Below are 20,603 nucleotides of genomic sequence, written 5' to 3' on the forward strand. Positions count from 1 at the left end.
GCCGACGGGCCGCCGGGATGCCGACTGCTCCGAACGGGCGCATGGTGGAGGGCGTACGCCGAGCGCTTCCCGAGAGGGTGTTGATCATGACCAGGCAGGCCCGTACCGGTCATCACGGCCATCAGGACTCCGAGCGCGCGATGGCCAAGAACACGGCGGCCGAGGCACGGGCCAAGGCCGCGGGCCGCGAGGCCCAGTCCCTCTCCGCGAAGACGCGCGGCATGCAGCAGAAGGCGCAGGCCAGGCGCGGCTGAACCCCGACATCCGGTCACGGTCCGTGTTTCACGTGAAACACGGACCGCGCCGCCCTAGCCTGACGGGATGCGGATGATCGTCCGGGGCGCCCGGCTGCTGCACGAGGAGGGCCTCCACGACGTGGAGGTCGCCGAGGACGGACGCATCGCGCGCGTCCTGCCGTACGACGACCAGAAGGAGCCGCCCGCCACAGGCGTGCTCATCGAGGCCCACGGCGGGCTGCTCAGCGCCCCCTTCGTCGAGCCCCACATCCACCTCGACACCGCCCTGACCGCCGGGCAGCCGCGCCCGAACGCCTCCGGCACCCTCTGGGAGGGCATCGCCCGCTGGAGCGAGCGCAAGCGGACCCTGACCCGTGAGGACGTGATCGCGCGGGCCACCGAGGTACTGCGCTGGCAGGCGGCCCAGGGCGTCCTGCACGTGCGCACGCACTGCGACGTCACCGACCCGTCCCTGACCGCCCTCGAGGCCCTGCTGGAGGTCCGCGACCGGGTCCGGGACGTGATGACCCTCCAGATCACGGCCTTCCCGCAGGAGGGCATCGTCTCCTTCCCCGACGGCGCGGCCCTGCTGCGCGAGGCCGTGGTGCGCGGAGCGGACGTCGTCGGCGCGATCCCCCACTTCGAGGACACCCGCGAGGACGGGATCGCCTCCCTGCGCACCGCCTTCGCGCTGGCCGCGGAGCACGGGCTGCGGGTCGACGCCCACTGCGACGAGATCGACGACGAACAGTCGCGCTTCGTGGAGGTCCTCGCCACCCTCGCCCTGCGCACGGGCCTGCGCGAGCGGGCCACCGCCTCCCACACGACGGCCATGGGCTCCTACAACGGCGCTTACAGCCTCAAGCTCCAGCGGCTCCTGTCCCGTTCGGGCATCAACCTGGTCGCCAACCCGTTCGCCAACCTCAACCTCCAGGGCCGCTTCGACGCCTACCCCAAGCGGCGCGGACTCACCCAGGTCAAGGAGATGCTGGCCGCGGGGGTCAACGTGGCCTTCGGGCACGACGACGTGATGGACCCCTGGAACGCCCTCGGCACCGCCAACCCCCTCCAGACGGCCCTCGTCGGCCTGTACGCCGCGCAGCTCACCGGGGCCGAGGAGGTCCCGCTCGCCTTCTCGATGGTGACGGAGCACGCGGCCCGGGTGCTCGGGCTGGGCCCGGACGAGTACGGCGTGACCGAGGGCGCGCCCGCCTCCTTCGTCCTCCTCCCCGCGCCGACCCCCGCGGAGGCGGTCCGCCGCCAGGTCCGCCCGCGGTACGTCGTGGCGCGCGGCACCGTCCTCGCCGAAACCCCGCCGGCGCCGACCCGGCTGTGGTGGCCGGGGCAGGTCGGGCCGTCGGACGTGGACTTCACCCCGCCCCTCTAAAGTGCGGTGCATGACGTGGACCCTTCACAACCTTGACTCCGGCACGGCCCGCCGCGCCTTCGGGATCGCCTCGGAGTACGCGGACCCCGCCCTGCTCAACCACTCCGTCCGCTCCTACGCCTTCGGCGCCGAGTACGCACGGCAGCACGGCCTCGCGTACGACGCCGAGCTCTTCTATGTCAGCGCCCTGCTCCACGACCTGGGCCTGACCGCGCCGTTCGACAGCCACACCCTGCCGTTCGAGGAGGCCGGCGGCCACGTGGCCCGCGTCTTCACGGCGGGCCTGGGATGGGACCCGGCCCGCCGGGCCCGCGCGGAGGAGGTGATCGTGCTGCACATGCGCGACGACGTCACCGCCGCCGAGGACGTCGAGAGCCACCTCCTCCAGGTGGGCACGAGCGCGGACGTCTCGGGCCTGCGCGTCCCGGACTTCGACCCCGCCTTCCGCACCGCCCTGCTGGACGCCTACCCCCGCCTCGGCTTTGGCCCCTCCTTCCTGGCCCTGGTCGAGGACCAGGCGGCCCGCAAGCCCTCCTGCGCGGCGGCCGCCTACGTCGCGAGCGGCGCGGCGAAGCGCATCGCGGCGAACCCGCTGGACGCGTAGCCGCACGGGGCCCCCGGGCCGCGACCGGTCCGCGGGCCCGAGGGATCAGGCCGGCCGGGCGGCGGTCGCCGCCGGCTGACGGCGCCGGTGCCCCACCGGCAGCTCGGCGGTGATCAGCGCGGCGACCGTCGCCAGGATCGCCACCGGCGTCATCCCCGGGCTGTCGACCAGCACCAGCGCCATCACCGTGCTGCTGACCGGCAGCCGCAGCACACTGGCCGCCCCCGCGGCCAGCCCGGCGGTCACCGCCGGCACCACCCCCAGGCCCGGCAGCGGAGCCGCCAGCACCCCGGCCGCGCAGCCCAGGAAGAGGGCCGGGAAGATCGGGCCGCCGCGCAGGCTGCCGAGACACAGGGCGTACGCGGCCGTCTTGCACAGCAGGACGGCCACCAGGACCCCCACCGCCCAGGACTGCGGGCTCTCCACCAGGGGGGCCATCATGGCCTGCCCGGAGGAGGCCACCTCCGCCGGGGACCGGCCGGTGACCAGGGCGTAGACGGCCGCGCACACCCCGGCGCCGAGCGCGCACAGCGCCGTACGGGCGACGGTCCGCCGGGTGACGTAGACCGCGACGTGCCTGCCCGCGCCCACCGTCAGCCGCAGCACCACCGCCAGGACCACCGCCAGCAGCAGCCCCCAGCCCACGTCCGCCGCGTCCAGCCGGGGAACCGTCCCGGGGATCCTGACGGTCAGGCCGCCGGTCTTCAGCCCGGTCCACCGGCCGAACCCGGTGAAGACCAGCGCCCCCAGCCCGCTGGAGAGCAGCGCGGGCAGCATGACGGCAACCAGCTGAGGCCCGCCCACCCCCACCACCTCGATCAGCAGCACGGCCGCGATCAGCGGGCTCCCGAAGATCGCGGAGATGGCCGCGGCCGCACCCGCCACCCCCATCAGCACGCTGGCCTGCGGGGTCCCCGGACCGCGCGCCAGGTCCCGCAGCAGCAGCGCGAGCCCGCCGCCCAGGGCGATCAGCGGCGCCTCGGGACCCAGCACCGCACCGAACGGCAGGCTCGCGGTCGCGGCGAGCACCACCCCGGGCAGCGCCTTGGCCGACGTCCCGCCCATGGCCAGCCCGGCCGCCGGAACGTGGCCGCCCGCACCGGGCAGCCGGGTGACCACCCAGCCCACGACGACGCCCGCGACCAGCAGCAGCGGCAGCGGCCACCACCACGGAGGCCCGTCCCACCCCAGCCCCTGCGGCAGGCTGTCCCACAGCAGGTGCTGCAGCTCGTGCAGCCCGGCCAGGAACCAGAAGCACACCAGCGACACCGGGATGCCGGTCAGCGCGCACAGCGCGAGCGTCTTGCGGTACTCGGGCGTCGTCAGCAGCCCCCGCAGCAGCTCCGCCTCCCCCGCCTGGGTCGCCGTCATGGCCACTCCTTCCGGGCCGCCGGGACGCCCCGCTCCGCCGGTGCCACCGCGCCCGCGCCCGCACCTCTGCACCGACCGCCGGCCCCTCCGGGCATTGCAGCACCCCCGGACCCCACCCGCACCTCACGCGCGGCCACCCCAGTCACCCGTCACGCACGGGAACGCACAACAGCGAAGGGCCTGATCCACTGATGTGGATCAGGCCCTTCGCTGTCAAACACTGTCGGGGTGGCGGGATTTGAACCCACGACCTCTTCGTCCCGAACGAAGCGCGCTGCCAAGCTGCGCTACACCCCGATCGCCGCCCTGGCGTTTCTGCCTGGCGACATCGATTACTTTAGCGGACCCGGCGCCGGAGACGAAATCCGGTTCTCGCGGGGGCCCCGCGGAGGTCCTAGGCCCGGGGGGCCAGGGTCAGGAGGGTGGCCTCCGGAGGGCAGGCGAAGCGGACCGGGGTGAAGCGGTTGGTGCCGCAGCCCGCCGAGACGTGCAGATAGGAGCGCTTGCCTCCGGTCTCGTACGTGGACAGGCCCTTCACCCGCTTCGTGTCGAGGTCGCAGTTGGTCACCAGCGCCCCGTAGAAGGGGACGCACAGCTGCCCGCCGTGCGTGTGCCCGGCGAGGATCAGCGGGTAGCGGTCGGCGGTGAAGGACTCCAGCACCCGCAGGTACGGGGCGTGCACGACGGCGATCGAGAGGTCCGCGTCCGCCTCCGGGCCGCCCGCGACCCGCTCGTAGCGGTCGCGCTTGATGTGCGGGTCGTCGAGGCCGGTGAACGCCAGCTCCATGCCGTTCAGCTTCAGCCGCCCCCGGGTGTTGGTCAGGTTGAGCCAGCCCGCCGCGTCGAAGGCGTCCCGCATGCCCTCCCACGGGTTGTGGACGGCTCCGACGACCGGCTTGTTCCCGTTCAGGCCGTGCCGGCCCTGCGCCTTCTCGATCAGGTAGCGCCCGGGATTGCGCAGCCGCGGCCCGTAGTAGTCGTTCGAGCCGAAGACGTACACGCCGGGGAACTCCATCAGCGGGCCGAGCGCGTCGAGGAGCTCCGGAACGCCCTCGGTGTCCGAGAGGTTGTCACCCGTGTTGACGACGAAGTCGGGCCGCAGCCCCGCCAGGGACTGGAGCCAGGCGCGCTTCTTGCGCTGCCCGCCGACCATGTGGATGTCCGACACCTGGAGCACGCGCAGCGGACGGGCCCCGGCGGGGAGCACGGGGACGGTGACCCGGCGCAGCCGGAAGGAGCGGGCCTCGAATCCGGCGGCGTAGGCCACTCCCGCGGCCCCCACCGCCGCGATTCCGGCGGTGACCTTCAGGGGTACTCCGTAACGCGCGCGCATGGCCCCATGGTCGCAGACACGGAAAACCGATGGGCGCCGCAGCCCCCGCACCTGGCAGACTCAAGGGCATGACCACGCTCAAGGCCAAGCTCCAGGAAGACCTCACCACCGCCATCAAGGCGCGGGACGAACTCGGTTCGTCCACGCTGCGCCTGACCCTCGCCGCCATCACCAAGGAGGAGGTCGCGGGCAAGGAGGCGCGCGTGCTCTCCGACGAGGAAGTCCTCAAGGTGATCGCGAAGGAGGCGAAGAAGCGCCGCGAGGCCGCGGAGGCCTTCGCCCAGGGCGGCCGCGACGAGCAGGCCGCACGCGAGACGGCGGAGGGCGAGTTCCTCGACGCCTACCTGCCCAAGCAGCTCGGCGACGACGAGCTCGCCGCGATCGTGGCGCAGGCGGTCGAGGAGGCCCGGGCGGCGGGCGCCGAGGGCCCGCGGGCCATGGGTGCCGTCATGAAGATCGTGAACCCGAAGGTGGCGGGTCTGGCGGAGGGCGGCCGCGTCGCCGCCGCCGTCAAGAAGCAGCTCTCGTAAGCAGGGGAAGAACGGGGAGGGCCCCGGCCGGATCATCCGGCCGGGGCCCTTTTCCGTTCCCGTCGCCCTGTTACTGGGTCTTGTCGCCGCCGATCAGGCCCGGGTCTGCGGGGAGCCCGGGGATCGGGATGGTCGGCGGGTCGGCCGGGGTGTCGCCCGCGCCGCCGGCGCCCGCGCGGTTGTCCCCGGGCTTGTTGTCGCCGCCGGGCTTGCCGGGCTTCCCGGGCTTGCGCGGGGTCGTCGGCGGGTTCGGGGTGTTGCCCCGGCCGCCGCCCCCGTTGTTGCCGTTGCCGCCGCCCGCGACCGAGGGGTCGGGGATGTGGACGTTGGCGAAGGCCGGGGCCTCGCGGCCGGCCAGCGCGCCCGAGACCGCGTCCTTCCAGATCGGACCGGGCAGACCACCGCCGAAGACCTTCGGGTAGTACTGGCCTCCGATGGTGATGTCCTCCATTGTGATCTTCTTCGCGCCGCCCGAGCCGACCCACACCGCGCCCGACATGTTGGGGGTGTAGCCGACGAACCAGGCGTTGTAGCGGCCGTCGGTGGTGCCGGTCTTGCCCGCGTTGTCGCGGTCGGTCAGGCCGGCCTTCTCACCGGTACCGGAGTCGACCACTCCGCGCAGCAGGGTGTTGATCGTGTCGGCGGTGTCCTGGGACATCGCCCGCTCGCACTTGCTCTTCGGCACCGCCAGCGCCTTGCCGTGGGCGTCGGTGATCGACTCCAGGGCGATGGGGGTGCAGTACACGCCCCGGTTGGCGAAGGTGGCGTACGCGTTGGCCATCGTCAGCGGGGACATCTCGGCGGAGCCGAGTGCGATGGACGGCTCCTCGGGCAGCTTCACGCCGCTGGCCGGGACCACGCCGAGCTTCTGCGTCATCTCCGTCACCGGGCAGAGGCCGATGTCGGAGATCATCTGCACGAAGTAGGTGTTGATGGACTTCTCCATCGCCGTCTTCAGCGCGTACGGGCCGACCTCGTCCGCCGTCTCGTTCTCGGCGGTCTGCATCTTCCCGCCGGCCAGCGGCAGGTTCTGCCAGGGCGGCGAGCCCTCGCAGCGGGCCACCGGGCTCGGGTACTCCATCTTGTTCGGCGCCGAGTAGACCTTCGTCGGCTCCATGCCCTTCTCTATGGCCGCCGCCGCGATGAAGGGCTTGAACGTGGAGCCCACCTGGAAGCCGAAGTTGGAGCCGCCCATCCGCTTGTCGACGGAGTAGTTGATCTGTGTCTCGTTCTTCCCGAAGCCGTAGGGCTTGGACTGGCCCATCGCCAGGACCCGGCCCGTGCCCGGCTGGACCATGGTCACGGCCGTGGCGATCGAGTCGTCCTGGTTGACGTGGTCCCGGATCGAGTTGTTCGCGGCGTCCTGAGACTGCGGGTCCAGGGTGGTGCGGATCGTCAGGCCGCCCTGGTTCCAGATCTTCGCCCGCTCCTCGCGGGTCTTGCCGAAGACCGTGTCGGACAGGAAGGTGTTGCGCACGTAGTCACAGAAGAAGCCGGCGCCCTTGACCGCGGTGATGCAGCCGTTCTTCGGGCGGGTCACCTTCAGGGTGACCGGCAGCTTCTTCGCCTCGTCCGCCTGCGCCTGCGAGATGTCCTTCATGTCGGCCATCCGCTGGAGGACGACGTTGCGGCGCTTCATCGCCTCCTGCGCGTCGTTCACCGGGTCGAACCGGCTCGGCGACTGGACGACGCCGGCCAGGAGGGCCGACTCCTCCAGGGTCAGGTCCTTGGCCGGCTTGCTGAAGTAGCGCTGGGCCGCGGACTCGATCCCGTACGCCGCCTGCCCGAAGTAGGTGATGTTGAGGTAGTTCTCGAGGATCTTCTTCTTCCCGAGCTCCTCCTCGACCTGGATCGAGTACTTCAGCTCGCGGATCTTGCGGCCCAGGCTCTTCTGCTGCGCCTCGGCGACCTTGGCCGGGTCGTCGCCGGCCTCCTCGACGAAGACGTTCTTCACGTACTGCTGCGTCAGAGTGGAGGCGCCCTGCGCGGCGCCGCCCTCCTGCGCGTTGCGGTTGACCGCGCGCAGGATGCCCTTGAGGTCGACGGCGCCGTGCTCGTAGAACCGGGAGTCCTCGATCGCGACGATCGCCTTCTGCATGTACGGCGAGATGGCCGTGAGCGGGACCACCTGCCGGTCCCGCGAGTACACCGTGGCGATCAGGCCACCCTCGGCGTCCAGAATGGTGGTCCGCTGGCTCAGCGGAGGCGTTTTGAGATTGGCCGGGATCTCATCGAAGCCCTCGACGGTGCCCTTGGCGGCGAGGCCCAGCGCACCGGCGCCCGGGATCGCGATGCCGGCGAGAACGACTCCGGAGAGAACCGACAAACCGAGGAACCTGGTGGCCTGCTGCGGCCCCGTGAGCCCTGCGCCCGAGCGCTTCTTTCCCATGGAGGGAAGCCTACGTTCTCATTCGCCGGACACGTGCGAATGCCTTGGCCTAAGCTGTGCCCAACTGTCACAGCAGTGTGGTGCGACATCAACCCCTCGGCTTGATTTTCACCCTTCCCGAATGGGGTGGACGCATGTCCGAATCTCGCCCTTCGCTCTGACGGCGGCTCATCGGCGCTTCCCTGATTTCACCCGAATCGCCGGAATGGCCGGGCATGTCGCCGGATCACTCCGTCGGGTGATCTGCCGCTTACCCATAGTCCGTTCGGACCATTCAAGATTGGGCCCGTCGGGGGTGTTGCACCGTCCGCGCCTTCCGTAACGTCCTCAACTGGCAGCGGTGAATATGCCGCTACCGCCGTGGGGGAGCCTCGATTCGGGAGAGGACGGCACCGGGATGGGCTGGGTAACCGACTGGAGTGCGCAGGCAGCCTGCCGCACTACCGATCCGGATGAACTGTTCGTTCAAGGAGCGGCACAGAACAGGGCCAAGGCGGTGTGCACCGGATGCCCGGTGCGGACCGAGTGCCTGGCCGACGCGCTCGACAATCGTGTCGAGTTCGGAGTGTGGGGCGGAATGACCGAGCGGGAACGGCGCGCCCTGTTGCGCAGGCGTCCCACCGTCACCTCGTGGCGACGGCTGCTCGAAACCGCCCGCACGGAGTACGAGCGCAGTACCGGCATCCTCACCGTGGATGTCGCGGCGGAGATCGACGTGGAGTACGAGACCTACGCGGCAGCCGGGTAGTCACCCGGGCGCCGCGCCGTCACCACTCGTACCCGCGGTCAGGCTCCGGCCGGAGCCCCGGCCGCGAGTCGCTCTCCGATGGCCCGCAGCCCGGCGAGGTCGTGCACATCGCCGGGCAGGGCGGCCACTTCGGCCACCGCCACCTCGGGATGCAGCGAGGTGAACCGGTCACGCGTGCGCTGTTCGCGCGCGATCACCTGCATCCGTTCCGCGTGCAGGCGCAGCAGTCCCGCGGTGATCGCGTCAGCGTCACCGGGACCGGCCGTGCCTTCCGCGCCCTCTGTGCTCTCTGCGTTCTCCACGTCGTCCACGGCGGGGGAGCCGTCGTCGGCGGCGTCACGAGGTCCAGCCTTCCCGGACTCCTGATCGACAATGCCGCCTTCCTCAAGATTCTCTGCGGCCGCCAGGGCCCGCTCGGCCGACAGCTGCCGCGCATCGCTCCCGTGCACCCGGTTCAGCACCAGCCCCGCCAGCGGCATCCTCTCCGCGGCCAGCCGCTCCACGAAGTACGCCGCCTCGCGCAGCGCGTCCGGCTCGGGGGCCGCGACCACCAGGAACGCCGTGCCCGGCGCCTGGAGCAGGCGGAACGTTGCGTCCGCGCGGGTGCGGAACCCGCCGAACATCGTGTCCATCGCCGCAACGAAGGTCTGGACGTCCTTCAGCAGCGAGGCGCCCATCAGCTTGCTCAGCGTGCCGGTCATCATCGACATGCCGACGTTCAGGAACTTCATGCCGGCGCGCCCGCCGACCTTCGCGGGCGCCATCAGCACCCGGATGAACTTCCCGTCCAGGAACGAACCCAGCCGCTTCGGCGCGTCGAGGAAGTCCAGCGCGGACCGGCTCGGCGGGGTGTCCACGACGATCAGGTCCCAGTCGTCCTTCGCCCGCAGCTGGCCCAGCTTCTCCATCGCCATGTACTCCTGCGTGCCCGCGAAGCCGGCCGACAGGGACTGGTAGAAGGGGTTCGCCAGGATCGCCCGCGCCCGCTCGCGGTCCGCGTGGGCTTCGACGATCTCGTCGAAGGTCCGCTTCATGTCCAGCATCATGGCGTGCAGTTCACCGCCGTCGCCGTCCACCCCGTCGACCCTGCGCGGGGTGTTGTCCAGCGAGTCGATGCCCATCGACTGCGCCAGCCTGCGCGCCGGGTCGATGGTCAGCACGACCACCTTCCGCCCGCGCTCGGCCGCCCGCACGCCCAGTGCCGCGGCCGTCGTGGTCTTGCCGACCCCGCCCGCCCCGCAGCACACGATGATCCGGGTCTCCAGGTCGTCCAGCAGCGCGTCGACCGCCAGCTGCCGCGGCGTGTCCAGGCCCATGGTGTTCCCGCCCCCGCTCATTCGGCGTCCGCCTGCTTGCGCAGCTCCGTCGCCAGCTCGTACAGCCCGGCCAGTTCCATCCCCGAGCCCAGCAGGGGGAGTTCGTACGCCGGCACCTCCAGCCCCGCCAGCACGCGGCGCTGCTCCCGCTCCAGCTCCACCCGGCTCGCGTGCTCGGCGGCCTGGGTCAGGAGCGGGTCCACCAGGCGCTCGGCCAGCCCGCCGCGCCGCGCCCCGCCGAGACCCGCCCGGGACAGGGCCTTGGCGATCTCCGTGCGGCGGCCCTCCGCCGCCGTGCGCAGGGTGTCCTCGTCCAGGTGGTGCGGGCGGACCATGTTGACGATGACGCGCCCGAACGGAAGTCCGGCCGCGCGCAGTTCCTCGATCCCGTCGGCGGTCTCCTGGACGGGCATCTCCTCCAGCAGGGTCACCAGGTGCACGGCGGTGTCCGGGGACTTGAGCACCTTCATGACGGCCTGCGCCTGGTTGTGGATCGGCCCGAACCGCGCCAGCCCCGCCACCTCGTCGTTGACGTTCAGGAAGCGGGTGATCCGCCCGGTCGGCGGGGCGTCCATGATCACGTGGTCGTAGACGAACCGCCCGGTTCTGTCCTTGCGCCGCACCGCCTCGCACGCCTTGCCGGTCAGCAGGACGTCCCGCAGACCGGGCGCGATGGTCGTCGCGAAGTCGATGGCCCCGAGCTTCTTGAGGGCGCGTCCGGCCGAGCCGAGCTTGTAGAACATCTGGAGGTAGTCCAGCAGCGCCCGCTCCGCGTCGATGGCGAGCGCGTACACCTCGCCGCCGCCCCCGCCGGGCGCGACGGCGATCTTCCGCTCCTCGTAGGGGAGCGCTTCCGTGCCGAATAGCTGTGCGATGCCCTGCCTGCCCTCGACCTCCACGAGAAGAGTCCGCCTGCCCTCGCGCGCGAGGGCCAGCGCGAGTGCGGCGGCGACCGTGGTCTTGCCGGTGCCGCCCTTGCCGCTGACCACCTGGAGCCTGCTCACAACCTCCGAGCCTAACCACTCCCGCTCAGGCGCTACGCTCGCCCCCATGACCAAGAAGTTCGAATACGCGACGGTCCCCCTGCTGGTCCACGCCACCAAGCAGATCCTGGACACCTGGGGCGAGGACGGCTGGGAGCTCGTCCAGGTCGTGCCCGGCCCGAACAACCCCGAGCAGCTCGTGGCCTACCTCAAGCGGGAGAAGGCATGAGCGGCGTCGTCGAGGCCCGGATCGCCGAGCTCGGACTGACCCTCCCCGAGGTCGTCCCGCCGCTGGCCACGTACCAGCCGGCGGTGCGCTCGGGCGCGTACGTGTACACCGCGGGCCAGCTTCCGATGGTGCAGGGCAAGCTCCCGCTGACCGGCAAGGTCGGTGCGGAGGTCTCGCCCGAGCAGGCCAAGGAACTGGCCGCGACCTGCGCGCTGAACGCGCTGGCCGCCGTGAAGTCCGTGGTCGGTGACCTGGACCGGATCGCCCGCGTGGTGAAGGTCGTCGGCTTCGTCGCCTCGGCCCCCGACTTCACGGGGCAGCCCGGCGTGCTCAACGGCGCGAGCGAGCTGCTGGGCGAGATCCTCGGCGAGAAGGGCGTGCACGCGCGCAGCGCGGTCGGCGTCGCGGTGCTCCCGCTGGACGCCCCGGTCGAGATCGAGATCCAGGTGGAACTCACCCCGGACGCCTGACCCGGCCCGGCGGGGCCGTCCGCGGCCCCGCCGGACGTCCGAGCCCCCGGAGCCCGCGGAGGGCCCCGACGGCGGCCCGCCCGCGGCCGGCGGCCGGCCCCCGCCCAGGGGGGCCTCGAACATCGGGCCGGATGGCCGTAGCATCCGGCCATGCCGAATGGTCAGCACGGACAGCCCTCGCCCGAGCAGCCCCCCGCCGGAGGCCAGTGGTACCCGCCGGAGTGGCCCGCCCGCATCCGCGCCCTGGCGGAAGGCGCCCTCACCCCGGCGGCGCCCAAGCGCGCGGCCACGGTGATGCTGCTCCGCGACACCCCTGCCGGCCCCGCCGTGCACATGTTGCGCCGTCGTGCCTCCATGGCGTTCGCCGGCGGCGCCTACGCCTACCCGGGCGGCGGTGTCGACCCCCGCGACGAGGACCACCGCATCGGCTGGGCCGGCCCGGACCAGGCGCAGTGGGCGGCGCGCCTCGGCACCGACGCCGCCACCGCCCAGGCGATCGTCTGCGGCGCGGTCCGCGAGACCTTCGAGGAGGCCGGCGTACTCCTCGCCGGGACGACCCCCGACACCGTCGTCGGCGACACCACCGGGGACGACTGGGAGGCCGACCGCGAGGCCCTCGTCGGCCGCGAGCTGTCCTTCGCCGAGTTCCTCGACCGCCGCGGCCTGCTGCTGCGCTCCGACCTGCTCGGGGCGTGGGCCCGCTGGATCACCCCCGAGTTCGAGCCCCGCCGTTACGACACGTGGTTCTTCGTGGCCGCCCTCCCGGAAGGCCAGCGCACCCGCAACGCCTCCACCGAGGCCGACCGGACCGTCTGGATCCGCCCGCAGGACGCCGCCGCCGGCTACGACGCGGGCGAGCTGCTGATGATGCCGCCCACCATCTCCACCCTGCGCTCCCTGGAGCCGTACGGGGCCGCCGCCGACGCCCTCGCGGCGGCCGGCGCGCAGGACCTCGCCCCGGTGCTGGCCGAGGCCTCGCTGGAGGACGGTGTGGTCGTGCTCAGCTGGCCGGGCCACGACGAGTTCACCAAGCGCGTCACTCTCGGAGGAGGCCCCGTATGACCGACGCAGCGGCCCTGCCCGGCCAGCCTCGCGGGGCGGTCGTCTCCGGACCGGCCACCGCCCGCGCGGTCAACGTCCTTGCTCCCAACCCGTCGGCCATGACCCTGGACGGCACCAACACCTGGCTCGTCTCCGAGCCCGACTCGGAACTCGCCGTCGTCATCGACCCGGGCCCCCTCGACGAGGCCCACCTGCGCGCCGTCATCGCCACCGCCGAGCGGGCCGGCAAGCGGATCGCGCTGACCCTTCTCACCCACGGCCACCCCGACCACGCCGAGGGCGCCGGCCGCTTCGCCGAGCTGACCGGCACCAAGGTGCGGGCCCTGGACCCCGCGCTGCGCCTGGGTGACGAGGGCCTGGCCGCGGGGAACGTGATCCGCACCGGCGGCCTGGAGCTGCGGGTCGTGCCCACTCCGGGACACACCGCCGACTCTCTCTGCTTCCACCTGCCGGCCGACCGCGCCGTGCTGACCGGTGACACGATCCTGGGCCGCGGTACGACGGTCGTCGCGCACCCCGACGGGCGCCTCGGCGACTATCTGGACTCCCTGCGCCGCCTGCGCTCCCTCACCGTCGACGACGGGGTCCACACGGTGCTCCCGGGCCACGGGCCGGTCCTGGAGGACGCCCAGGGCGCCGTGGAGTTCTACCTGGCCCACCGCGCCCACCGGCTCGCCCAGGTCGAGACGGCCGTGGAGGATGGCCTGGTCACCCCCGGGGCCGTCGTCGCCCACGTCTACGCCGACGTGGACCGCTCCCTGTGGCCCGCCGCGGAATGGTCCGTCCGCGCACAGCTCGAGTACCTTCGGGAGCACGGACTGATCCCGGGGGGACCTGAATGAACACGCTCTACCTGGCGCTCGCGCTGCTGGCCGTCGCGGGCTGGATCACCTCGACGGTGAACCTGCGCATGCGCGCCCTGCAGGACCGTGCCGACCGGCTGGAGCGGCGGCTCGGCCTGGTGCTGGAGCACCTGGGCGTCGAGGAGCCGGAGCCGGCCGGGCTGGACGCCGTGCGCGCGCTGATGCGCGAGGGCCGGACCGTCTCGGCCATCAAGGAGTACCGCCGGATCACCGGCGCGGGCCTGGCGGAGGCCAAGCAGGCCGTCGAGTCCCTGGACCGGGTCCCCGCCGGGAGCTAGTGCTCTGACCGCCTCCGGCCCGTCAGCCCGCCGGGCGCGGCGTCTTGGTGCCGTGCCGGGCCCCGTACTCCGCGGCCAGCCACGGCCCGAGGTCGTCCAGGTACCGGCGCACCACGGCCGGGTCCTCGACCGGGTCGAGCGCCACGGCGGCCGCCTCCCGCAGCTGCGCCGCCCGCCGCGGGTAGTAGCGGCCGAAGATCTCCGCGGACTCGGCGAGGTCGCTGGTCCAGCCGCCCCACTCGGGCATGACCAGGGTGAAGGCGGTCCGTACCAGGTGCCGGGAGAAGAACCGGCTCATCCTGCGGAACTCCGCGGGCTCCGAGGCCGCCTCGAACCGGGCCCGCCACCGGGGCAGCAGGGCGGCCAGGTCGCCGTTGGTCTCCCGGGCCAGCAGGCTGTCGGGGCGGTAGCGGGGCAGGTGCTCGGCCAGGTCGGCGCCGAGCAGCGGGGTGCACAGGCAGGCCAGGAACCAGCCCAGGTCGTGCCGCTCCGGCTCGCTGAGCAGCCGCTCCTTGCCGTACAAGAGGATGCCGACGCCGTCGATCTGCGGGAAGTCCTGGTCGAGTCCGCGGCCCAGCACCTCGGCTGTGTCCCGGTCCTCGTCGGACGGCTCCCGGTGCAGGGCGATCAGCAGGTCGAGGTCGGAGCGGCCGGGCCGGGCCGTGCCGCGGGGCACGGAGCCGTACAGGTAGGCGCTGTGCAGCCGGTTTCCGTAGGCCTCGGCCAGCCGGCCGCGCGCGGCGGCCACGAGTCCGGCGAACTCGGGCTGGATCCGCCCGAGGGACCCGTCCCGCTCGAAGTACCCGTCCTCGTCCAGCCCTCTGCGGTCCATGATCCCCACTCTGCCCGCAGCACGGCCCGGGGCGAACGGATTTACGGCCCGCGCCGCCCCCCGCCCGGGGCCGCGCCGCACTCGCCTGGGCCCGCCCGCCCGCCCGCCACGGCCTGGGCCCGCCCGCCACGGCCCGGGACCGCGACGACCGCCCACCGGCCCGCGCCGCCACCGCCCCGCCGGTGCCGCGAACGCGCGGAGGGGCCCCGTCCGAAACCCGGACGGGGCCCCTCCGCGAAGCTTCGTCAGCGCGAGCGCTTGGCGAGCCGCTCCACGTCCAGCAGGATCACGGCGCGCGCCTCCAGGCGCAGCCAGCCGCGGCCCGCGAAGTCGGCGAGCGCCTTGTTCACGGTCTCGCGCGAGGCGCCGACGAGCTGGGCCAGCTCCTCCTGCGTGAGGTCGTGGACGACGTGGATGCCCTCCTCGGACTGCACGCCGAAGCGGCGCGACAGGTCCAGGAGCGCGCGGGCCACGCGGCCCGGGACATCGGAGAAGACCAGGTCGGACATCTGGTCGTTGGTCTTGCGCAGGCGCCGGGCGACGGCGCGCAGCAGCGCGGTGGCGACCTCGGGCCGGGCGTTCAGCCAGGGCTGGAGGTCGCTGTGGCCGAGGCCGAGGAGCTTGACCTCGGTCAGGGCGGTGGCGGTGGCGGTGCGCGGGCCCGGGTCGAAGAGCGACAGCTCGCCGATCAGCTCGCCGGGGCCGAGGACGGCCAGCATGTTCTCGCGGCCGTCGGGGGAGGTGCGGTGCAGCTTCACCTTGCCCTCGGTCACGACGTACAGCCGGTCACCGGGGTCGCCCTCGTGGAACAGGGCGTCGCCGCGTGCGAGGGTCACCTCGCCCATGGAGGCGCGGAGCTCCGCGGCCTGCTCGTCATCGAGCGCCGCGAAGAGCGGGGCGCGCCGCAGAACGTCGTCCACGAGTCTCTCTCCTATGTCGACCGGCCAATGGGGACCGTTCCCCATTTTGCCGGACGGCTCAAACAGTGCGATCAATCACAAGGATGCCGGACGGACGGGCGTGCTGTGCGGCGAGAGGCCGATCGGAGTGGTGTTACCTGAGGTCCGGGCGGGGTGTCGGTGCCCGGCCTTAGGCTGGCCGGGTGTCCAAGAAGCCGGTGAGAGCACAGGCCAAGGGGTCCGCGGGAGTGACGGCGGCCCAGAATTCAGCCGTGGGCGAACAGGTCCCTGCGGCGACGCCCGAAAAGGCCCGACCTGCCCCCACGGGCAAAGCTTCGGCCAAGAAACCACGGGCCGCGAAGGCCGCCGCTCCCGCGAGGACCGCCGCGCCCGCCGAGCGGGCCGGGGCGCCCCGGCCCGAGTCCCGCCTCGCCATGGTCCGCCGGGCCCGCCGGATCAACCGCGAGCTCGCCGAGGTGTACCCGTACGCCCATCCGGAGCTGGACTTCCGCAACCCTTTCGAGCTCCTGGTGGCCACCGTCCTGTCCGCGCAGACCACCGACCTGCGCGTGAACCAGACGACCCCGGCCCTCTTCGCCGCCTATCCGACCCCCGAGGACATGGCCGCCGCCGTGCCGGAGGAGTTGGAGGAGATCATTCGGCCGACCGGGTTCTTCCGCATGAAGGCGAAGTCCCTCCTCGGCCTCTCGCAGGCCCTGCGGGACGACTTCGGCGGCGAGGTGCCGGGCCGGATGGAGGACCTGATCAAGCTGCCCGGAGTGGGCCGCAAGACCGCCAACGTGGTCCTCGGCAACGCCTTCGGGGTCCCCGGGATCACCGTCGACACCCACTTCGGGCGGCTGGTGCGCCGGTTCAAGTGGACCGAGCAGCAGGACCCGGAGAAGGTCGAGGCGGAGATCTGCGCGATCTTCCCCAGGAGCGAGTGGACGATGCTCTCGCACCGCGTCGTCTTCCACGGCCGCCGGATCTGCCACGCCGTGAAGCCCGCGTGCGGCGCCTGCCCCATCGCCCCGCTCTGCCCCTCCTACGGGGAGGGCGAGACCGACCCGGAGAAGGCGAAGAAGCTGCTGAAGTACGAGAAGGGCGGCCAGCCGGGCCAGCGGCTCTCCCCGCCCCCGGACTACCCGGGGCTCCCCGCGGCGCCCCTGGCGCCCCGTACGGGGCCCTGAGCGGGGCGCGACCGCCTGTCCGGGGGCGCGGCGGCCGCACCTGCGCGCCCCCGGCGGAACGAATCGGTACCCGGTCCGCGTTCAGCGGACGGGGAGAACACGGACAGGGGTTGCCTATGACGCGCGGTACGCAGGACGAGACCACGGCCGCGGCCGACCGCCGGGCCCACGGGCTCACGCTCACGACCGCCGGCCTGCCGGGCTGGCTCGCCCCCGTCGTCGAGGCGGCCCGGACCGTCCGGCCGCGGCAGCTCAGCCGCTTCCTGCCCCCCGAGGACGGCCGGGGCCGGCAGTCCGCCGTGCTGATCCTCTTCGGTGAGGGGCCGCGCGGCCCGGAGATCCTCCTCCAGGAGCGTTCCGGCACCCTGCGCTCGCATGCCGGCCAGCCCTCGTTCCCCGGCGGCGCCCTCGACCCGGAGGACGGCGACCCGCACACCACCGGACCGCTGCGCGCCGCCCTGCGCGAGGCCCGGGAGGAGACCGGGCTGGACCCGGCGGGCGTGCAGCTGTTCGGTGTGCTGCCCCGGCTCTACATCCCGGTCAGCGAGTTCGTCGTGACCCCCGTGCTCGGCTGGTGGCGCGAGCCGTCGCCGGTAGGCCCGGTGGACCCGGCGGAGACGGCCCGGGTGTTCACGGTGCCCGTGGCGGATCTCACGGACCCCGCCCACCGGGTCACCGTGGTCCACCCGAGAGGCCATCAGGGGCCCGCTTTCACCGTGGAATCGGCCCTGGTCTGGGGTTTCACCGCCGGGGTCATCGACCGGATCCTGCACTACGCCGGCTGGGAACGCCCGTGGGACCGCTCACGTCACGTCCCGCTCGACTGGCGCGCATGAGACGGTGACCCTCGTGAACGTGCTGGACATCCTGTTGCTGCTCGCGGCCGTGTGGTTCGCGATCGTCGGCTACCGCCAGGGCTTCGTCGTCGGCATCCTGTCGGTGATCGGCTTCCTGGGCGGTGGCCTCATCGCCGTGTCGCTGCTGCCGCTGATCTGGGACCGGGTGACGGACAACGGCACCCAGGTGTCCACCACCGTGGTGGTGATCGCCGTCGTGGTCATCATCATCTGCGCCTCGATCGGCCAGGCGCTGACCACCCATCTGGGCAACCGGCTCAGGCGCCACATCACCTGGTCGCCCGCACGCGCGCTCGACGCGTCCGGCGGTGCGCTGGTCAACGTGGTCGCGATGCTGCTGGTGGCCTGGCTGATCGGCTCGGCGCTCGCCGGTACCTCACTGCCCACGGTGGGCAAGGAGGTCCGCAACTCCAAGGTGCTGCTGGGCGTGTCGCGGGTGCTGCCCGCCCAGGCGAACACCTGGTTCTCGGACTTCAGCTCCACCCTCGCCCGCAACGGCCTGCCGCAGGTCTTCAGCCCGTTCTCGAACGAGCCCATCGCCGAGGTCAGGCCGCCCGATCCGGCGCTCGCCCGCAGCGTGGTGGCCCAGCAGGCCAAGCTCTCGATCGTGAAGGTCGTCGGCACCGCACCCAGTTGCAGCAAGGTCCTGGAGGGCACCGGCTTCGTCTTCGCGCCCGGCAAGGTGATGACCAACGCCCATGTCGTCGGCGGGGTCGTCGAGCCGACCGTGCAGGTCGGCGGCGAGGGCAAGCTCTACGACGGCAAGGTCGTGCTCTACGACTGGGAGCGCGACATCGCCGTCCTGGACGTGCCCAAGCTGCGCGCCCCGGCCCTGGAGTTCACCGAGAAGGACGCGACGAGCAGCAGCGACGCGATCGTCGCCGGCTTCCCGGAGAACGGCGCCTACGACATCCGCTCGGCCCGCGTCCGCGGCCGGATCAACGCCAACGGCCCGGACATCTACCACCGGGCTACCGTCCGCCGCGACGTCTACTCGCTCTACGCGACCGTCCGCCAGGGCAACTCCGGTGGCCCGCTGCTCACGCCCGAGGGCCGGGTGTACGGGGTCGTCTTCGCGAAGTCGCTCGACGACCCGGACACCGGGTACGCCCTGACGGCGGACGAGATCCGGGACGACATCCGCCTCGGCCGGGTCGCCGACCGGCGGGTCGACTCCCAGGGCTGCGCCCTCTGATCCGGGGCCGCGCCCCCGGGCTCCGGGTCCGGCCCGGGGCCCGGAGGCGCGGCGCCGCTACACCCGTGGATGGCGCAGCCGCGCCGACACCCAGCGGGCGCGGCGGCGCAGAATGCGCGGGATCCCGAGTCGGGGGTCGTGGCCCTCGCGGCCGGACCCCCTGTCGTGCGCGCCCGGCACCGTGGCCGAGCGGCGTTCGCGTGTGGTGTCACCGTGGTCGTGCGTCCAGCCCATACAACGAGCTCTGCCCGGCCTCCAAGGTCGGTAACCCCGTCCGGGGCGGCCAATTGGCCTATGCGCGCGGCAATTGAATGCCCGTAAGCCTGTCGTACGAACCGACCGCGGGACTGTCGTCCACCGGTCACCGGTCCGTTGGGTACCGGCCAACGCCCCGTCAGGGGCGGTCGGGCTCGGGGTCCTTGAGCCAGTTCACCAGCTCGGCGGAGAAGGCGGCCGGGTCCTCCTCGTGCGGGAAGTGCCCGAGACCGTCGAAGAGCCGCCAGCGGTAGGGGGCCTCGACGTACTTCCCGGATCCGGCGGCGCTCCGCGTCCGCATCACCGGGTCCAGCGATCCGTGCAGGTGCAGCGTCGGCACCCGTACGGGCCGCTTCATCCGGCGGTAGAACTGGAGCCCGTCCGGCCGGGCCATCGACCGCATCATCCAGCGGTAGGGCTCGATGGAGCAGTGCGCGGTGGACGGGATGCACATCGCCCGCCGGTACACGCCGAGCGCCTCCTCGTCCGGGCCGTCCTCCTCGGGCCGTGGCCCGGACCACTCCCGGATCAGCTGTCCCACGAGGGCCCCGTCGTCGGCGACCAGCTGCCGTTCGGGGATGAACGGCCGCTGAAAGCCCCAGATGTGGGAGCTCGCCCGGGTCTGGCCGAGGTCGCCCATCATGGCCGAGCGCCAGCGGCGCGGGTGCGGCATGGAGGAGACGACCAGCCGGCGCACGAGCTTGGGCCGCATCACGGCGGCCGTCCAGGCGAGGTAGCCGCCCAGGTCGTGCCCGACGAGAGCGGCGTCCGGCTCGCCGAGGGACCGGACGACCCCGGTGATGTCGAGCGCGAGGTTCGCCGGGTCGTAGCCGCGCGGCGTGCGGTCGCTGCCGCCGACCCCGCGCAGGTCCATCGCCACCGCCCGGTACCCGGCGTCCGCGAGGGCGGTCAGCTGGTGGCGCCAGGTCCACCAGAACTGCGGGAAGCCGTGCAGCAGGAGGACCAGCGGCCCGTCGCCGAGCTCCGCGACGTGGAACCGGGCGCCGTTGGCCGCGACGTCCCGGTGGGTCACCGCCCTGCCGTCCGGCAGGTCGATCCGTACCGCCGTGGCGGCGGTGGGCGGAGTGCTGGAGTCCGGCGAGGGGGCTGTCATGAGGACGAGCGTGCCACACCCACGGCCTGGTCACTCAACGGCCGCGGATGCGGCTTGACGGTCCCCACCAGCGCGGCGGTCTCCCTGACGGACTCCATCGTCTTCACCGGCGGCTTGATCTTCTTGAACTTGGTCATCGCCAGCAGCCCGACCAGGGCCGCCAGCAGCCAGAACGCCACGCCGACGATGAGGAAGGACCAGGCGAGCCCGAGACCGAGGTTGTGGATGCCGTAGGCCGCGGCGAAACTCAGTACGGGGAGGGAGAAGAGCAGGAGCACGCCCGCCGTGATCGCCGCGCCGCTGCCGATGCCCGCGCGCTTGACGTCCTGCTTGATCTCCACCTTGGCGAGCGCGATCTCGTCATGCACCAGGGCGGACATCTCGGCGGTGGCCGCGGCGACGAGCTGGCCGAGGGTGCGCTCGGCCCCCGGAGCCCCTTGGTCCACTGCGCTCATCTCTGTC

22 protein-coding genes and 1 tRNA gene are annotated in these 20,603 nt (G+C 72.7%); 13 read left to right on the forward strand and 10 right to left on the reverse strand.

Annotated features, from left to right (window positions below):
• Nucleotides 1–86: 86 nt before the first annotated feature.
• The 3 genes from ACFY15_RS07330 to ACFY15_RS07340 all read left to right on the forward strand — a co-directional run bounded on the left by ACFY15_RS07330 (nt 87) and on the right by ACFY15_RS07340 (nt 2,227).
• Complete coding sequence (locus ACFY15_RS07330; RefSeq protein WP_390688148.1) at nt 87–254, forward strand: hypothetical protein; 168 nt, start codon at nt 87–89, stop codon at nt 252–254.
• A gap of 67 nt (nt 255–321) precedes the next feature.
• A complete protein-coding gene (gene codA, locus ACFY15_RS07335) occupies nt 322–1,623 on the forward strand; it encodes a cytosine deaminase (RefSeq protein ID WP_390825120.1) in 1,302 nt (433 codons plus the stop codon).
• Nucleotides 1,624–1,633: 10 nt separating this feature from the next.
• Nucleotides 1,634–2,227, forward strand: a complete 594-nt coding sequence (locus tag ACFY15_RS07340; protein WP_390688146.1) for an HD domain-containing protein — start codon at nt 1,634–1,636, stop codon at nt 2,225–2,227.
• Nucleotides 2,228–2,272: 45 nt separating this feature from the next.
• Here ACFY15_RS07340 and ACFY15_RS07345 read toward each other — a convergent pair whose 3' ends face one another.
• The 3 genes from ACFY15_RS07345 to ACFY15_RS07355 form a co-directional block, all read right to left on the reverse strand.
• Nucleotides 2,273–3,598, reverse strand: coding sequence for a chloride channel protein (locus tag ACFY15_RS07345; protein WP_390825121.1), 1,326 nt, complete (start codon nt 3,596–3,598; stop codon nt 2,273–2,275).
• A 223-nt stretch (nt 3,599–3,821) separates the two neighbouring features.
• Nucleotides 3,822–3,895, reverse strand: a tRNA-Pro gene (locus ACFY15_RS07350).
• Between the two features lie 97 nt (nt 3,896–3,992).
• Nucleotides 3,993–4,931 (reverse strand): metallophosphoesterase, encoded by a 939-nt coding sequence (locus ACFY15_RS07355; RefSeq protein WP_390825122.1) that lies wholly within the window; start codon nt 4,929–4,931, stop codon nt 3,993–3,995.
• A gap of 68 nt (nt 4,932–4,999) precedes the next feature.
• On the opposite strand from ACFY15_RS07355, the gene ACFY15_RS07360 reads away from it, so the two are divergent.
• Nucleotides 5,000–5,461 (forward strand): GatB/YqeY domain-containing protein, encoded by a 462-nt coding sequence (locus ACFY15_RS07360; RefSeq protein ID WP_042811801.1) that lies wholly within the window; start codon nt 5,000–5,002, stop codon nt 5,459–5,461.
• A gap of 70 nt (nt 5,462–5,531) precedes the next feature.
• Here ACFY15_RS07360 and ACFY15_RS07365 read toward each other — a convergent pair whose 3' ends face one another.
• The gene (locus tag ACFY15_RS07365) at nt 5,532–7,850 is read right to left on the reverse strand and encodes a transglycosylase domain-containing protein (protein WP_390688143.1); all 2,319 of its coding nucleotides are present in this window, start codon (nt 7,848–7,850) and stop codon (nt 5,532–5,534) included.
• Between the two features lie 397 nt (nt 7,851–8,247).
• On the opposite strand from ACFY15_RS07365, the gene ACFY15_RS07370 reads away from it, so the two are divergent.
• Entirely contained in the window at nt 8,248–8,598 is a 351-nt protein-coding gene (locus tag ACFY15_RS07370) for a WhiB family transcriptional regulator (protein WP_052291094.1), read from the forward strand.
• A gap of 38 nt (nt 8,599–8,636) precedes the next feature.
• On the opposite strand, the gene ACFY15_RS07375 is transcribed toward ACFY15_RS07370, so the two are convergent.
• Both ACFY15_RS07375 and ACFY15_RS07380 read right to left on the reverse strand, forming a co-directional pair.
• Nucleotides 8,637–9,935 (reverse strand): ArsA family ATPase, encoded by a 1,299-nt coding sequence (locus ACFY15_RS07375; protein ID WP_390688142.1) that lies wholly within the window; start codon nt 9,933–9,935, stop codon nt 8,637–8,639.
• Nucleotides 9,932–10,918, reverse strand: a complete 987-nt coding sequence (locus ACFY15_RS07380; RefSeq protein WP_390688141.1) for an ArsA family ATPase — start codon at nt 10,916–10,918, stop codon at nt 9,932–9,934. Before ACFY15_RS07380 ends, ACFY15_RS07375 begins: the two co-directional genes overlap by 4 nt.
• 46 nt (nt 10,919–10,964) lie before the next feature.
• On the opposite strand from ACFY15_RS07380, the gene ACFY15_RS07385 reads away from it, so the two are divergent.
• The 5 genes from ACFY15_RS07385 (at nt 10,965) to ACFY15_RS07405 (ending at nt 13,799) form a co-directional block, all read left to right on the forward strand.
• Nucleotides 10,965–11,126 carry a DUF4177 domain-containing protein gene (locus ACFY15_RS07385; RefSeq protein WP_007264966.1) on the forward strand — a complete coding sequence of 54 codons (162 nt, stop codon included), beginning with the start codon at nt 10,965–10,967 and terminating at the stop codon, nt 11,124–11,126.
• Complete coding sequence (locus ACFY15_RS07390; RefSeq protein WP_390688140.1) at nt 11,123–11,596, forward strand: RidA family protein; 474 nt, start codon at nt 11,123–11,125, stop codon at nt 11,594–11,596. The genes ACFY15_RS07385 and ACFY15_RS07390 overlap by 4 nt, the downstream gene beginning before the upstream one ends.
• 150 nt (nt 11,597–11,746) lie before the next feature.
• Nucleotides 11,747–12,658: an NUDIX hydrolase gene (locus tag ACFY15_RS07395; RefSeq protein ID WP_390825123.1), complete on the forward strand. Its 912-nt coding sequence runs from the start codon at nt 11,747–11,749 to the stop codon at nt 12,656–12,658.
• Nucleotides 12,655–13,500, forward strand: a complete 846-nt coding sequence (locus tag ACFY15_RS07400; protein WP_390688138.1) for an MBL fold metallo-hydrolase — start codon at nt 12,655–12,657, stop codon at nt 13,498–13,500. The genes ACFY15_RS07395 and ACFY15_RS07400 overlap by 4 nt, the downstream gene beginning before the upstream one ends.
• The gene (locus ACFY15_RS07405) at nt 13,497–13,799 is read left to right on the forward strand and encodes a hypothetical protein (protein ID WP_390688137.1); all 303 of its coding nucleotides are present in this window, start codon (nt 13,497–13,499) and stop codon (nt 13,797–13,799) included. Before ACFY15_RS07400 ends, ACFY15_RS07405 begins: the two co-directional genes overlap by 4 nt.
• Before the next feature lie 22 nt (nt 13,800–13,821).
• On the opposite strand, the gene ACFY15_RS07410 is transcribed toward ACFY15_RS07405, so the two are convergent.
• A complete protein-coding gene (locus tag ACFY15_RS07410; protein ID WP_390688136.1) occupies nt 13,822–14,631 on the reverse strand; it encodes a nucleotidyltransferase domain-containing protein in 810 nt (269 codons plus the stop codon).
• 245 nt (nt 14,632–14,876) lie between these two features.
• The gene (locus tag ACFY15_RS07415) at nt 14,877–15,551 is read right to left on the reverse strand and encodes a Crp/Fnr family transcriptional regulator (protein ID WP_042811540.1); all 675 of its coding nucleotides are present in this window, start codon (nt 15,549–15,551) and stop codon (nt 14,877–14,879) included.
• 251 nt (nt 15,552–15,802) lie between these two features.
• Here ACFY15_RS07415 and nth point away from each other — a divergent pair, with 251 nt between their 5' ends.
• The 3 genes from nth (at nt 15,803) to ACFY15_RS07430 (ending at nt 18,772) form a co-directional block, all read left to right on the forward strand.
• Nucleotides 15,803–16,720 carry an endonuclease III gene (gene nth / locus ACFY15_RS07420; RefSeq protein ID WP_390688135.1) on the forward strand — a complete coding sequence of 306 codons (918 nt, stop codon included), beginning with the start codon at nt 15,803–15,805 and terminating at the stop codon, nt 16,718–16,720.
• Nucleotides 16,721–16,836: 116 nt separating this feature from the next.
• Entirely contained in the window at nt 16,837–17,556 is a 720-nt protein-coding gene (locus ACFY15_RS07425) for an NUDIX hydrolase (protein ID WP_390688134.1), read from the forward strand.
• 13 nt (nt 17,557–17,569) lie between these two features.
• A complete protein-coding gene (locus ACFY15_RS07430; RefSeq protein WP_390688176.1) occupies nt 17,570–18,772 on the forward strand; it encodes a MarP family serine protease in 1,203 nt (400 codons plus the stop codon).
• Nucleotides 18,773–19,166: 394 nt separating this feature from the next.
• Here ACFY15_RS07430 and ACFY15_RS07435 read toward each other — a convergent pair whose 3' ends face one another.
• Together ACFY15_RS07435 and ACFY15_RS07440 are read right to left on the reverse strand one after the other, a co-directional pair.
• The gene (locus ACFY15_RS07435; protein WP_390688133.1) at nt 19,167–20,141 is read right to left on the reverse strand and encodes an alpha/beta fold hydrolase; all 975 of its coding nucleotides are present in this window, start codon (nt 20,139–20,141) and stop codon (nt 19,167–19,169) included.
• Nucleotides 20,138–20,596 carry a phage holin family protein gene (locus ACFY15_RS07440; RefSeq protein ID WP_390688132.1) on the reverse strand — a complete coding sequence of 153 codons (459 nt, stop codon included), beginning with the start codon at nt 20,594–20,596 and terminating at the stop codon, nt 20,138–20,140. Before ACFY15_RS07440 ends, ACFY15_RS07435 begins: the two co-directional genes overlap by 4 nt.
• Nucleotides 20,597–20,603: the final 7 nt, after the last annotated feature.

It is taken from the genome of Streptomyces sp. NPDC001373 (assembly GCF_042895815.1).
Classification (GTDB): Bacteria; Actinomycetota; Actinomycetes; order Streptomycetales; family Streptomycetaceae; genus Streptomyces.